At 74.8% G+C, this 12,974-nt stretch carries 10 protein-coding genes and 1 CRISPR repeat array (1 of these 11 running past the window's edge); all 10 genes read left to right on the forward strand.

The genetic code is table 11. The features are described 5' to 3' along the window. The first annotated feature begins 1,154 nt into the window (after positions 1 to 1,154). The 10 genes from ABT160_RS29825 (at position 1,155) to ABT160_RS29870 (ending at position 12,713) form a co-directional block, all read left to right on the forward strand. On the forward strand, positions 1,155 to 1,349 hold the full coding sequence (locus ABT160_RS29825; protein WP_351651009.1) for a hypothetical protein: 195 nt from the start codon (positions 1,155 to 1,157) through the stop codon (positions 1,347 to 1,349). 355 nt (positions 1,350 to 1,704) lie between these two features. Next, positions 1,705 to 2,400: a GNAT family N-acetyltransferase gene (locus ABT160_RS29830; RefSeq protein WP_351651010.1), complete on the forward strand. Its 696-nt coding sequence runs from the start codon at positions 1,705 to 1,707 to the stop codon at positions 2,398 to 2,400. 174 nt (positions 2,401 to 2,574) lie between these two features. Further along, entirely contained in the window at positions 2,575 to 3,276 is a 702-nt protein-coding gene (locus tag ABT160_RS29835) for a GNAT family N-acetyltransferase (protein WP_351651011.1), read from the forward strand. A gap of 282 nt (positions 3,277 to 3,558) precedes the next feature. Beyond that, entirely contained in the window at positions 3,559 to 3,987 is a 429-nt protein-coding gene (locus tag ABT160_RS29840; protein WP_351651012.1) for a hypothetical protein, read from the forward strand. Positions 3,988 to 4,063: 76 nt separating this feature from the next. After that, positions 4,064 to 4,432, forward strand: coding sequence for a hypothetical protein (locus tag ABT160_RS29845; RefSeq protein WP_351651013.1), 369 nt, complete (start codon positions 4,064 to 4,066; stop codon positions 4,430 to 4,432). 165 nt (positions 4,433 to 4,597) lie between these two features. Further along, positions 4,598 to 5,101: a DUF3085 domain-containing protein gene (locus tag ABT160_RS29850; RefSeq protein WP_351651014.1), complete on the forward strand. Its 504-nt coding sequence runs from the start codon at positions 4,598 to 4,600 to the stop codon at positions 5,099 to 5,101. Between the two features lie 169 nt (positions 5,102 to 5,270). Next, the gene (locus ABT160_RS29855) at positions 5,271 to 5,918 is read left to right on the forward strand and encodes a hypothetical protein (protein ID WP_351651015.1); all 648 of its coding nucleotides are present in this window, start codon (positions 5,271 to 5,273) and stop codon (positions 5,916 to 5,918) included. Between the two features lie 203 nt (positions 5,919 to 6,121). Further along, on the forward strand, positions 6,122 to 6,526 hold the full coding sequence (locus tag ABT160_RS29860; protein ID WP_351651016.1) for a hypothetical protein: 405 nt from the start codon (positions 6,122 to 6,124) through the stop codon (positions 6,524 to 6,526). Between the two features lie 1,199 nt (positions 6,527 to 7,725). Continuing rightward, positions 7,726 to 12,405 (forward strand): MobF family relaxase, encoded by a 4,680-nt coding sequence (gene mobF / locus ABT160_RS29865; RefSeq protein WP_351651073.1) that lies wholly within the window; start codon positions 7,726 to 7,728, stop codon positions 12,403 to 12,405. Positions 12,406 to 12,524: 119 nt separating this feature from the next. Then, positions 12,525 to 12,713: a hypothetical protein gene (locus ABT160_RS29870; protein WP_351651017.1), complete on the forward strand. Its 189-nt coding sequence runs from the start codon at positions 12,525 to 12,527 to the stop codon at positions 12,711 to 12,713. Between the two features lie 15 nt (positions 12,714 to 12,728). Next, a CRISPR array of direct repeats spans positions 12,729 to 12,974; the repeat unit is 29 nt; unit sequence GGGGCCACCCGCGCGTGCACGGGACCGAC; it runs 332 nt beyond the window's last position.

Below are 12,974 nucleotides of genomic sequence, written 5' to 3' on the forward strand. Positions count from 1 at the left end.
CTGCGGATGGACCTGGCGACCCGCGAGGTGCCCCGCCCCGGGGCCCGTCCCTCCCGCCCCCGCCCCCGGTAGCCGTGCTCCTCACCCCGCCCCGCCCCGCCGCGCCCTCCCGGCCCCACACCCCGGCACGCCCTGATGAAGCGCGCACCCCCCGGACCCCAACCGGCCCCGCGCGGCCGTGCTCCTGGCTCCGCCCCGGGGGCCCGCGCCTCCCACCCCACCCGCCGTCCCCCGCACCGGGGTCCCCGTGCCCCGCCCGTGCCGCCGACCCACCCCCATCCCCATCCCCGCCGCCCCGGCGGCCTACCGATCCCACACCCCCGGGCACCCCCACCCGCCCTGATGAAGCGCGCGCCCCCCGGACCCCAACCGGCCACGGCGGCCGAGCTCCTGGCCCCGCCCGCGCCGTGCCTCGGTGACCGTGCTCCCCGCCCGGCGCGCCCCCAGCCCGTCCCCGGCGGCCGTGCCTGCGCCCCGCCCCGGGGCCCGTGTCCCGGGGCGGTGCCTGTGCCCCGAACTGCGCCTGGCCGCCGCACTCCTGGCCCCGAACCGGCCCCGGAGCTCCCACGCCTACCCCTCTCCCCGGGCGGCCGCGCTCCTGCCCCGGCCCGCCACCCCGGCAACCGCGCCTTCCCGAACCGGCCCCGCAGCCCGTCCCTCCCACCCGCCCCCGGGGGGCCCGTGTCCCAACAGCCGTGTCTGTGCCCCGAACCGGCTCCCGGCCGCCGTGCTCCTAGACCCGGCCCGCCCGGGCCCGTCCCCCGGCCGCCACGCTCCTGGACCCGGCCCGAACAGGCTCCCGGCGGCCGTGCCCCCGGCGCACCCCGGTGACCGTGCTCCCCGCCCCCCGGGGGTGCCTGCTCCCCCGGGGGCGCGCCCTTGGGGCCCGTACGCTCCACCACCCGCCCCGCCCCGCCCCGGCCAGGCCCGGCCCGGCCCCGCCCCGCCGCGCCCTGGCCCCGGTAGCCGTGCTCCTCACCCCGGCCGCGCCCCGGCCCGCCCCGGCCCGGCCCGGCCCCGGCCCGCCCCGGCCGGGGGGCCCGGTCCCGGGGCCGGCTTGCACCGCTAGCCCTCCCACCCGGCAACCTCACCCACCACAACACCCCACCCCCCGGCACCCGCCGGAACCACACCACACAAGGGAGGACACGCCTGTGACGAACAAACGCATCGCCCTCATCACCACCGCCGTACTACTCACCGCCGCCCGCAACCGCCTCATCGCCGAACTCCGCCAGCCCGAAGACCAGCCCACCACCCACACACCCCTCGCCCCGCTCCTGATCAGCGCCACCACCGAGATCGCCGTCACCCTCGGCATCTCCGCCGCCCGCCACCACCACCACTGACCACCCCCACCCGCACCCGCACCCGTGCCCGCCCCCTGCCCAAGGGGGCGGGCACAACGCGTTCCCCAGCCAAAGGAGGGGGAGCGGAGAAGGACCCGTTCCCCAGCCAAAGGCGAAAGAGCACAGGCAGAGACGCGTTCCCCCGCCCCCTTCTCACCCCACCCCCCACCGCCCCGCCCCCGCACGCCACCACAACGCCGAGCAGCCCCACCCCCTCAACCCTGAACACCCCCACACCAGTTGACGCGCTTGGGTCCGCAAACACCAAGGTCATCCCACCCACCCCGCTCCGCCATCAAGCGAGCGGGAAGCGCCGACGCGCAGGCCATCACCCACACACCCGGAAAGGACCCCCATGACCACCCCCACACCCCCCAGACAGCCCCAACACTGCTCCGTAACCCCCCTGACGCCCACCGACCACGCCGACTACCTCACCCTGCTCGCCCTCGCCTATGAAGACTCCCAACCGCCCACCGGAGTCGAAGAAACCCTCACCCTCCCCCCGTACGGGCCCCTGAACACCCACGGCCCCGCCCTGTGCCTGACCGCCCGGCCCCGCCACACCACCAACCCCCAGCCCGCAGGCGCCCTCTTCGCCACCTACCCCCAGTGGGCCGCAACGCATCCGGTCGTCGACGGCAAGCTCCACCTCTCCCTGGCACTCGCCCGCACCGCCCTGATGATCTACGGCCTGGCCGTCGCCCCCAAACACCGCAGACAAGGCATCGCCCGCGCCCTGCTCACCGAAACAGAAACCCGCGCCCGCGCCCACGGCTACCGGATGACCACCCTCATCCACACCCCCGACCTCACCCCCTTCTACCAACACCTGGGCTACACCACCGCCCCCCGCACCATGATCGTCACCCCGTACTGCTTGATGGGACTCAAACACCCACAGCCGTACCTGACCGCGGTCAAGCCCCTCACACCCGGCGTGCAGATCCGCCACGTCCCCGGCGCCGCAGGCCCGGTCGTCACCGGCCTCCTGCCCGGCTGCGACCTGCCCGCCACAGCCCACTTCGACGGCGACCGACTCATCACCTGACCCCACCCCCGCACGCCACCGCCCCCGGGGCCCATGCCAGTTGACCCGCTTGGGTCCGCAAACACCAAGGTCATCCCACCCGCCACGCCCCCGCCCCGCTCCGCCATCAAGCAAGCGAGCGAGCGGGACGGGCTGATGCGCGGGCCATCACCCACACCCCCGGGAAGGACCCCCATGACCACCCCCACCCCCACACCCCCCAAGCAGCCCCCGCGCTGCTCCGTGACCCCCCTGGCGTCCACCGACCACGCCGACTACCTCACCCTGCTCGCCCTCACCCTCGAAAGCCCCCAACTGCACACCGGAATCAAAGACATCCTCGACCTCGCCCCGGACCGGCCCCTGAACACCCACGGCCCCGCCCTGTGCCTGACCGCCCGGCGCCGCCGCACCACCAACCCCCAGCCCGCAGGCGCCCTGTTCGCCTCCTACCCCGACTGGGCCGCAGACCATCCCACCGTCGACCGCAACCCCCACCTCTCCCTGATACTCGCCCGCACCGCCCTGATGATCTACGGCCTGGCCGTCGCCCCCAAACACCGCAGACAAGGCATCGCCCGCGCCCTGCTCACCGAAACAGAAACCCGCGCCCGCGCCCACGGCTACCGGATGACCACCCTCATCCACACCCCCGACCTCACCCCCTTCTACCAACACCTGGGCTACACCACCGCCCCCCACATCACGATCTTCACCCCCTACGGCGCCATGGGCCTCACCCAGCCATGGCCGTTCCTGACCGCGGTCAAGCCCCTCACGCCCGACGTGCAACTCCGCCACGTGCCCGGCGCGCCGGGCCCGCTCGTCACCGGCCTCCTGTCCGGCTGGGACCTGCCCGCCACCGCCCGCATCGACGGCGACCTCCTCATCACCTGACCCCACCCCCGCACGCCACCGCCCCCGGGGCCCACCCCGGGGCCCACGCCCCCCGCGCCCCGCCCCGCGCCCCGCCCCGGGTGTCCGTACCCCTCACCCCGCGCCCCCGCCTTTCGGCCCCGCGCCCCGCGCCCCGCCCCGGCCCTGTGCCCCCCGGCACCCACCCGGGGGGGCACAGGGCCGCTCCCATCCCCGGGGTGGGGGACCGTCCTTGCCCGTCTAACCACCCGCCACGCCACCCTCAACCCACCAACACCCGCCCACCACCACCGGAGCCACCCCGTGACCACCCACATGCACCGGCCCCCCACCATCACCGCCCACACCACCCCCACCCCCGCCCTCTACACCGTCACCGCCCACCTCAACATTTTCCCCCTCGCCTTCCTCGGCTACGAAGAAGGCCACCCCCTCACCCTCGCCACCCACCCCGACACCACGCCCCTGAACCTGGCCTTCCACCCCAGCACCCGCATCCACGACCACGAGACCGCCGCCGACGCCGCCTTCACCGTCGGCAACTACCAGCGCCCCGACGACACCGGCCAGGCCTGGCCCGACTCCCTGCGCTCCATCAGCGTCGGCGACGTCCTTACCGTCACCGCCCCCGACGGCACCGTCCGCCACCTCAGCGTCGACTCCTGCGGCTTCACCACCGTCCCCAAGCCCGCCACCCCCGCTCCCGGCCCGTACCCCACCAACCAGACCTGACCCGGCCCGGCTGCGGGCGCCTCCGCCTTCGCGCCCGCAGCCCCCGGCCCATCCCTGCAAGGACCCGTACGCCCCCATGCCGCCCCGCCCCCGCCCCTTCTTCCCCAACCCGTTCGCCGAACACCGCCACGACTGCCTTATCTGCACTGCCGCCGCCACCTGGGCCACCGCCGCCGAGGAAACCGCACGACGCTGCCCCGAAGGCCAACGCCTATCCACCTGGATGAACACCCGCCACATCCCCACCCGCCTGGGCCCCCGCCCGCCCTCACGCCCCCACGACACCCGCACCTACATCTGGTCGACGTGCACACGATGCGGCTGGTACGCCTGCTTCCTCGAAGACCAGCAGGCCATGGAACACACCCTGGCCATCCAGGAACACGCCCGCGACGCCTGCGCCCTGCCCGACGGGCAGCTCCCCCTGCCGACCGGCACCCCCTGACCCCCAGCCCCCTGGGGCCCCCACGCCCCGGCCGCCGCCACCCCCTCCCGGGCCGCGCCCCGCCCTCCCACAGGCGCGCCCCGCCCGCCGGCCCAACCCCAACCCCAACCCCGTGCCCGTGCCCAACCCCGGGCCGGGCCCCTACCTCCACGCAAGGAACCCACCATGACCACCCCGCCCACCCCGGAACCCGCCGCCGTCACCGTCCGCACCTGCGAACTCTTCGGCGACGACTACCACCCCGGAACCCAGCGCACCTGCACCCTCACCTTCCCCCTCGCACCCGTCCTGGCCGCCGCCGAACACGCCGCCGCCGCCGACCACCACGCCCCGAACTCCCCGACATCCAAAGCCACACCCAGCCTGTGGTGGGTCAACGACGACGGCACCTACCTCATCAGCAACGGCATCAACCCCACCCGCACCCCCGGCGACAACCCCCCGACCCCCTTCGCCCACGCCGACGGATGGGGCCCCGGCACCGACGCCTCCCCCCTCCTCGGCGGCGACGACTTCTGCGAATCCCTCGACCTGACCACCCCCGACCTCCACAACGGCCACAGCCTCCTCACCCTGCTCCGCCACGCCCACACCCACGGCGCCACCCGCTTCCACCTGAACGCCACCTTCGACGACATGCGCATGCAGCTGACCTTCCGCACCGACTAACCCACCCCCACCCAACCCCCGCCCCGCCCCCCGTCGGTGGCGGGGCATCCGCGCACCCCGCCACGCCTTGCCCCGCTAGCCCCACACACCCCGACCATGTCACCCACCAGCCCCACCAACACCCGCACGCCCGCGAGCCCGGCCACCACCGACACCCCCAGGGACCCCCATGACCAACACCGACTCCACCCCCGCCCACCCCAACAACACCCCCACCGACGCCACCGCCGACGCCGCCGCCACTCCAGGCGACACCACCGACCTCCGGCACCTGCTCACCCTGCCCGCCGACCAACGCCCCGCCTGGCTGAACGAGTTCATCGGCACCATGACCATCCCCCCGATCCCCGACACCAGCACCAACCCCCTCCTCGACGTCGTCATGGCCAACACCGCCCACACGCCGCTGGACTGCCTGCTCGCCTTCCCCCTCGACCAGGTCCTCGCCCTCGCCGAACACGCCACCGCCTGCGACCACCACCACCTCGGCTACGAGGAAACCCAGGCCAGGCCCCGCCTGTGGTGGGTCAAGAGCGACGGCACCTACCTCACCAGCAACGGCCACGCCCCCCACCCCGCCCCCACCCCCGCCCCCGCCGCCGTCCACGCCGACGGCTGGGGACCGGGCACCGACGCCCGCACCATCCTCGGCGGCGACGACTTCCGCCAATCCCTCGACCTGACCACCCCCATCAACGACGACGGCACCACCCTGCTCGACCTGCTCCGCCAAGCCACCGCCGACGGCGCCACCCGCTTCCTCCTCCAAGCCACCCTCCGCACCGACGACATGGACCTGACCTACATCACCGAATAACCCCACCACCTGACGGCCCCGCGCCCCGGACCCCCGTCCCGGCGCGAGGCCGACCCGCCCCCTTTCCCGCACCACGCCCCCACCAGCCCAACCCGCATCCCGCCCCCCGACACCCCCACCCCGCCCCGCCCCCGCCCACCCCACACACCGCCTACCGTCCCAAACAACCCGCACCACCAGACAGCACACGAGGGGGGAGCACCGTGCAACACGAGACCACCATCAACCAACTCGCCACCTACCCGGGCCTCTTCAGCACCGTCGACCACATCACCGTCCACGAGACCCACCCCGACACCGGCCTCACCGAGGAAGTCACCCTCCCCCCACCCCTCATCCGCCGCACCCAGCGCCGCGACAACACCGTCCTATGGGTCCTCACCCCACCCGGCATCCACGAACGGATCTTCGTCGCCGACCAGGCCCCCGTCACCGTCTACCTCACCCCCACCCACCCCGCCCCCCAGCCACCACCCACACCCCCGCCCCACACCCCACCCGCCCCCTGGCCCGCCCAGCACACCACCCCACCCGCCGCCCACCACCCCACCCCCCAGCCCCCCACCCCGCAGCGCACCGCCGCCCCCTGGACCAACCCCCACCCCTAACCCCCGCACCCCCCCTCACCCGGCCCCGGCCCCGCCCCACACGCGGAGCCGGGGCCGCGTCATGCCCCGGGCCGCACCACCCCCGCCGACCCCGGCACCTCCCCACCACCCCCGCCCGATAGCCCCGCCGGCCGCCCCACCGGCGCCACCACCCCCGCCCCGCCAACCTGCCGCTCCCCACCCGCCCCGCCGCCACGCCGCCCCCCACCCGGACCATCCGCCGTACCCGCCCACCCCCCACCCGGACCATCCCCAGTCCCCACCTCCACCACCGCATCACCCCGCCCGGCCGCATCCTCACGCCCCAGCCGCCGAAACTCCTCAACCCGCTTCACCCCCACCCCCAACCGCACACCACACCCAGCCACCGTCTCCCCAGCCTCACCCATCGCCAGCACCACCCGCGCCGCCGCCACCCGCGCCGCCTCCATCCGCACCCGCCCCCGCTCCCGCACCCCAGCCACCTCCGCCTCCACCTCAGCCGCCACCGCCGCCTCCTCCTCCACCGCCAACTCGAAATCCGCCACCAGCTCATCCAGCGCCGCCTCCCGACGCCGACGCTCCTCCTCCGCCTCCTCCGCCTCCCGCCGCTGCTGCGCCATCCGCTCCGCGGCCCGCGCCACCGCCGCCTCCCGACGCGCCAGCATCACAGCGTTCTTCCCCCGGCCCCTGGCCCGGCTCGACGCCATCACCAACACCTCCCGCCATCCCGCGCCCACCCCAGCGGCAGGCCGCGCCCGGCCAGTCTCAGCCGCACCCACCCCCCACGACCCCGCCCACCCAGCCACGTCCCAGGCCGTAGCACACCCGTCGCCGCGCCCGGTCCCGCTCACGGGACGAACCCCCGACCCAAGCGCGACGGGCCCCCGGGCCCAGCGGCCACCGGCGCCCACCACGAGGTGAACAGCAGACGCCCACCGGCACGCCGGTGGGTGTCGGTGATGGGGGAGGGCCGGGCCGCCGGGTGATGGCCGTCGGGTGATGGCCGCGGTGTGCGGGTGTGGTGGCAGGCCGACGCCGGAGGGCGCTTTGTTCGGTACACCTCTGGCACTTTTGACGCCTGCTGCCACGCGAGGCGCCTTTTCCCTTCCGGCGGGACGCGCGAGGAGATTGTTTTCCGGGCCCTGGCAGAGCCGTGCCCCCAGGCCCCGGCCGCGACCGCACCGGGCCGGCAGCGGTGGTCTGCTGGCACCGTGGGGATGACAGCGGCCGCGTTCACCGCCGGGCGGGAGCGCTACTACCGGCGCGACATCGCCGTCGGCGACGGTGCCCCGGGCACCGCGCTGACGGTGTCCTCCAGCGTGCCCGGGGTACCGCCCGGGCTGTGGCACGGCCAGGGCGCCCGCGCCCTGGGGCTGTCCGGGATCGTGAGCGACCTACAGATGCGGGCCCTGTTCGGGCTCGGCATGCACCCCGACGCCGCGAAGATTGCCGCCCGCGCGCTCGGCGAGGGAGCCTCGCTGAAGCAGGCCGTCAAAGCCGCCCGGCTCGGGCCGGCCGTGCCGCGCCTGGCCGAACTCTCCCCCCTCCAAGCCGAGACCGAACAGGTCCTGCAAGAGCTCACCGCGCGGCTGTGCCGCCCGCTGAGCAGGGCCGAGAAACGAGACGTACGGATGAGGTGCGCGGCCAGCGCCTTCGAGGCCGAGTACCACCGCGCCCCCGCCGACGGCGCCGAACTCGGCCGGTACCTGGCCGCCCGCAGCGGCCCGCAACGCCGCCCCGTGACCGGCTACGACCTCACCTTCTCCAGCGAGGACCTCTCCCTGCTGTTCGCGCTCGGCACCCCCGAGGTACGCCGGACCGTCCTTGAGGTCCTGGCCCAGGCCCGCACCGAGACGCTCGCCTGGATCGAACAGAACGCGCTCGCGGTGCGCACCGGCCCGGGCGGAGCGGCCCAGCAGCGGGCCCGGGCCGGGCTGCTGGCCACCGTCTACCTGCACTACGAATCCCGGGCCGGCGACCCGATGCTCCACGAGCACGTGGTCATCTCCCCGCGCGTGCAGGGCCCCGACCAGCGCTGGCGCAACCTCGACTCCCGCCTGCTGCTACGCGAGGTCGTGGCCGCCAGCGAACTGTTCAACCAGCGCGCCCTGGAACTCATCTGCACCCGACTGGGCCTTGCCACCGAAGAAGCCCACGTCACACCAGGCCAGCGGCCGGTGATGCACATCGCCGGCATCGATGAGCGGCTGCGCACCGAGTTCGCCCAGCGCTCCCACCAGGTACGCCCCATCGCCCAGGCCCTCTTCGACGCCTACCGCAGCCGACACGGCCGCCAGCCCGCACGCGCGGCCCGGACCCGCCTGCAGTGGCAGGCCGTCGTGAAGACCCGACCGCCCAAGCAGCAGGCCCGCAGTCTGGACGAACTCCTGGCCCACTGGAAGCGCCGGGCGATCACGGCCACCGACGCCACCACCGTCGACCAGCTCCTTGACACCGCCCGCGCCGCCGCCCGATCCCGGCCCGCCACCGCCGTGTTCGACCTCGACCAGGCGGCCCGGGACGTCCTGGCAGCGGTCGCCGAGCGGCGCACGACCTTCCGCCGCCGCCATGTCCTGGCCGAAGCACGCCGCTACCTGATGCGGACCCTGGCCGGGGCCACCGCCGCCCCCCTGGCCGCCGAGAAGATCACCGAACGAGTCCTGGCCCACCACGACTGCCTGGACATCACCCCGCCCGAACTCAACCCCGCCCACCCCGACCTGCAACGCGCTGACGGCACCAGCATCTACCGGCCCATCGGCTCCGCCACCTACACCACCCGCTCCCTGCTCGCCGCCGAGAACCGGCTGCTGGCCGCCGCCCGCACCCCCGTGATCCCCCCGGTCGCCCGCGCGACCTTCCACCGCGTCGCCGCCCTCAACCCCGGCCCGCTGGACGCCGGACAGCGCGCACTCGCCGCCTCCTTCGCCCTGTCCGAACAGCTCCTGCTGGCCGGACTCGGCCCCGCGGGCGCCGGAAAGACCACCGCGATGAAGCTGGTGGCCCGGGCCGCCGACGCTGCCGGCGCCCGCCTCATCCCGCTCGCCCCCTCCTCCCGCGCCGCCGAAGTCCTCGCCAGCGACCTCCAACGACGCGCCCACACCCTGCACTCCTGGCTGCACCAGCAAGACCGCGCCGCCCAAGGCAAGCCCGTCGAGCCGGACTTCAGGCTGCGCCCCGGCGACATCGTCCTGGTCGACGAGGCGGGCATGGCCGGCACCCTCCAGCTCGACCAGATCCTCACCCACGCCGCGTCCGCCGGAGCCGTCATCCGCCTGCTGGGCGATCCCCACCAGCTCGCCGCCGTCGAAGCCGGCGGAGCCCTCCGGCTCATCTCCCAGGCCAGCACCACCCGAGAACTCGACCAGCTGCACCGCTTCCGCGTCCCCGGCGAAGCCGACGCCTCCCTGGTCCTGCGCGACGGCCAGGAGCCGAGAACCGCCTTCGACTGGTACCGCGACCACGGCAGGATCGTGGCCGGCACCTACGAGGCGATGTGCGACCAGGTCTTCGACGCCTGGGCCAACGACCGCAGCCAGGGCCTGACCTCGCTGATGACCGCCGCCGACACAGCGACCGTGACCGCCCTGAACCTGCGCGCCCAAGCCCACCACATCAAGGCCGGAACCATCGACACCCGCCGGTCCGCACCCCTGCGCGCCCAGCAGCGCGCACACGAAGGCGACATCATCGTCACCCGCCTCAACCGCCGCCGCATGACCGTGCGCGGCGGACGGGACTTCGTCAAAAACGGCGACACCTGGCACGTCCAGACCATCCTCCCCGGCGGCGACATCATCGTCCGCCACACCCAGCACCACGGCCGCATCCGCCTGCCCGCCGCCTACCTGGCCGCCCAGGGCGAACTGGGCTACGCCTCCACCATCCACCGCGCCCAGGGCCTGACCGTGGACACCTCACACGCCCTGGCCTCCGCCCGCTCCCACCGCGAGGGCGTCTACGTCCAGCTCACCCGCGGCGCCCGCACCAACCGGCTCTACCTCGCCATCGAAGCCGGCGACCGCCTCGACGACGTCCTCGCCTCCATCGCCGCCCGGCGCCGCGCCCAGCTCTCGGCCACCGAGACCATCGCCGCCCTGTACAACGAGATCGCTGCGCCGGGCCAGCTCTCCGCGGAGTTCGCCGACGTCGCCCAGCGTGCCACCACCGCCCGCCTGACCGGCCTGCTCGAACACGTCCTGGGCGCCGACCGGGCCGCCATGTTCATGGCCGCCGACGCCTACCCCGCCCTGACCCGCGCCCTGCACGACGCCGAGCGCGCCGGCTTCGACCTGCCCCGCCTGCTCAACACCACCGTGCCCCGGCGCGGCTTCGGCGACGCCGACGACCCCGCCGCCGTACTGACCTGGCGCCTGCGCGGACGCCTCAAAGATGCCACCGACGCCCAACAGATCGACCGCACCCGCCCGCTCGCCCACCTCACCCTGACCCAGCTGACCACCCTCACCACCCTCGCAACCGCCCACCAGGCCGCCGCCCGTCAGGCGCTCACCGCCGCCGACGCAGCCTTCACCCACCTGCCCGCCCCCCTCACCACCCGCGACGGCCACACCCACCCCGCCTGGGACCAGCGCCCCCTGGGCGAACTCACCCGCCACGCACTCGCCGCCCAACTCGCCGCCACCCGCGCCCAGATCCGACACGCCCAGCACGACGGGACCACGCTCTCGCCCGCCGCACGACAAGCCATCGCCCACCTCACCCGCGAGTCCCGGCTACGCCGCGCCCTGCACTGGCGCGACACAGCCCGCGAGGACTACCAGCGCGAACAGGCCGCCACCCCCAGCACCTCCACCACCACGATCCGCGCCGCCCTCACCGCCCGCCGCACCGCCACCGCCCGCCGCCAGCACTCCGCCCGCACCGTCCTGGCCCGCGCCAACACCGTCCTGGACAAGATCCACGCCGAACGCCGCCTACGCGACCGCCTGCCCGACCACCCCCCGCACCGCCCCAACCACGCCGCCACGATCCCCGACTGGGTCGCCGACTCCCACGCCCTGCTCCACCCCGACACCCCCGCCCACTGGGCCAGACACCTCGCCGAACGCCACCGCATCCTGGCCCGCGCACTCGCCGACCGCGGCCACACCCTGGCCAACACCCCGCCCCCCTGGGCCCACCCGCTGGGCACCCCACCGCCCACCACCGCCCCCCGACGCCGCCACGCCTGGGCCACCACCGCAGCCCTGGTCGAACTCTGGCGCACCCGCCACGCCATCACCGCCACCCCCGGCCTGGGCCCCCGCCCCGCCGACCCCGGCGACGCGGCAGCCTGGGACGACCTGGACGCCCGCATCCGCGCCCTGACCGGACAACGCCGCCCCACACCCCAAGCACCACCCGACACCCCCGCATCCGTCCTGCTCGCCACAGCCCAAAGCCACCTCGACTCCCCGCCACCCGGCACCCCGCTACCCGACCACCCGGCCCTGCGCGACCCCCTCGGCGCCCTCCCGCCCTCCTACAGCGCCCTGCACGCACGCCGCGCCCGCCACGCCCTGGCCGCCGTCCTCACCGGCAACCCGCTGCCCGAACCATGGATGGAAGAGATCACCGCCCCCGGCGAGGACGACGAAGACGAACAGCGCACCTACACCCGCCTGCTGACCGCCCTGAGCGACTACCGGCGCCGCTACCACCGCGCGGGCGTCGACGTACTGGGCCCGCGCCCGCCCGGCCTGGACGGCGAAGAATGGGACCACCTCACCGACGCCATCGACCTCTACACCCACGCCCGCGTCGCCAGCCGCCTCGAGCAGATACGCGCCCGCACCACCACCCAGCGCGCCGCCCTGCTCCCACCGACCTCACCGCTCAACCCACAACCCCCGACCAGCACCAGCCGCCCCGGCACCACGCCCCCCACCCGCTGAACCAGGCCCGCGGACCCCACCCCAAGCCCTACCCGACCCCACCACCCGCAGAGCCAGCCCACCTCACAGGAACGCCGGCGTCTCGACATCGGCGGCCCGGTGAACACGAGGACAGCGTGATGCCCCGCATGACGTTCCGGATGAAGGCGGCCAACCTGGCGGCCACGCAGCCCGATGCGATTACGCAAAAGCCGGACGAGGAGCACGACGACGACCATGCGCTCATCCGGCCCTGGGACCTCACACGCTCTGCACAGCAGCTCGACGGGGCCGCGCGGGCACGGAGCCGACATACGGGCAGAAGCTGATGCGGAAACCCGGAAAGGGCCACCCGCGCGTGCACGGGACCGACGCCGGTCCAGTCGGAGGGGTCGATACAGACCAGGGGCCACCCGCGCTTGCACGGGACCGACTTGCCCGAGCGGCTCTTGCCGACGACGTTGACGGGGCCACCCGCGCGTGCACGGGACCGACCGGGCGCGGGCTGCGTCGCTGCGCAGGGTCTCGGGGCCACCCGCGCGTGCACGGGACCGACCCCGCCTGTGCGGGCTGTCTCAGCATGGAGACGG

It is taken from the genome of Streptomyces sp. NPDC001941 (assembly GCF_040296945.1).
In the GTDB taxonomy this organism is placed as follows: Bacteria; Actinomycetota; Actinomycetes; order Streptomycetales; family Streptomycetaceae; genus Streptomyces.

Bases quoted from the DNA above. Each gene is read 5' to 3' on its own strand.
- ABT160_RS29835 (WP_351651011.1), top strand. From the start codon at position 2,575: ATGACCACCCCCACCCCCACACCCCCCAAGCAGCCCCCGCGCTGCTCC.
- ABT160_RS29845 (WP_351651013.1), top strand. From the start codon at position 4,064: ATGCCGCCCCGCCCCCGCCCCTTCTTCCCCAACCCGTTCGCCGAACAC.
- ABT160_RS29850 (WP_351651014.1), top strand. From the start codon at position 4,598: ATGACCACCCCGCCCACCCCGGAACCCGCCGCCGTCACCGTCCGCACC.
- mobF (WP_351651073.1), top strand. From the start codon at position 7,726: ATGACAGCGGCCGCGTTCACCGCCGGGCGGGAGCGCTACTACCGGCGC.
- ABT160_RS29870 (WP_351651017.1), top strand. From the start codon at position 12,525: ATGCCCCGCATGACGTTCCGGATGAAGGCGGCCAACCTGGCGGCCACG.
- ABT160_RS29830 (WP_351651010.1), top strand. From the start codon at position 1,705: ATGACCACCCCCACACCCCCCAGACAGCCCCAACACTGCTCCGTAACC.
- ABT160_RS29855 (WP_351651015.1), top strand. From the start codon at position 5,271: ATGACCAACACCGACTCCACCCCCGCCCACCCCAACAACACCCCCACC.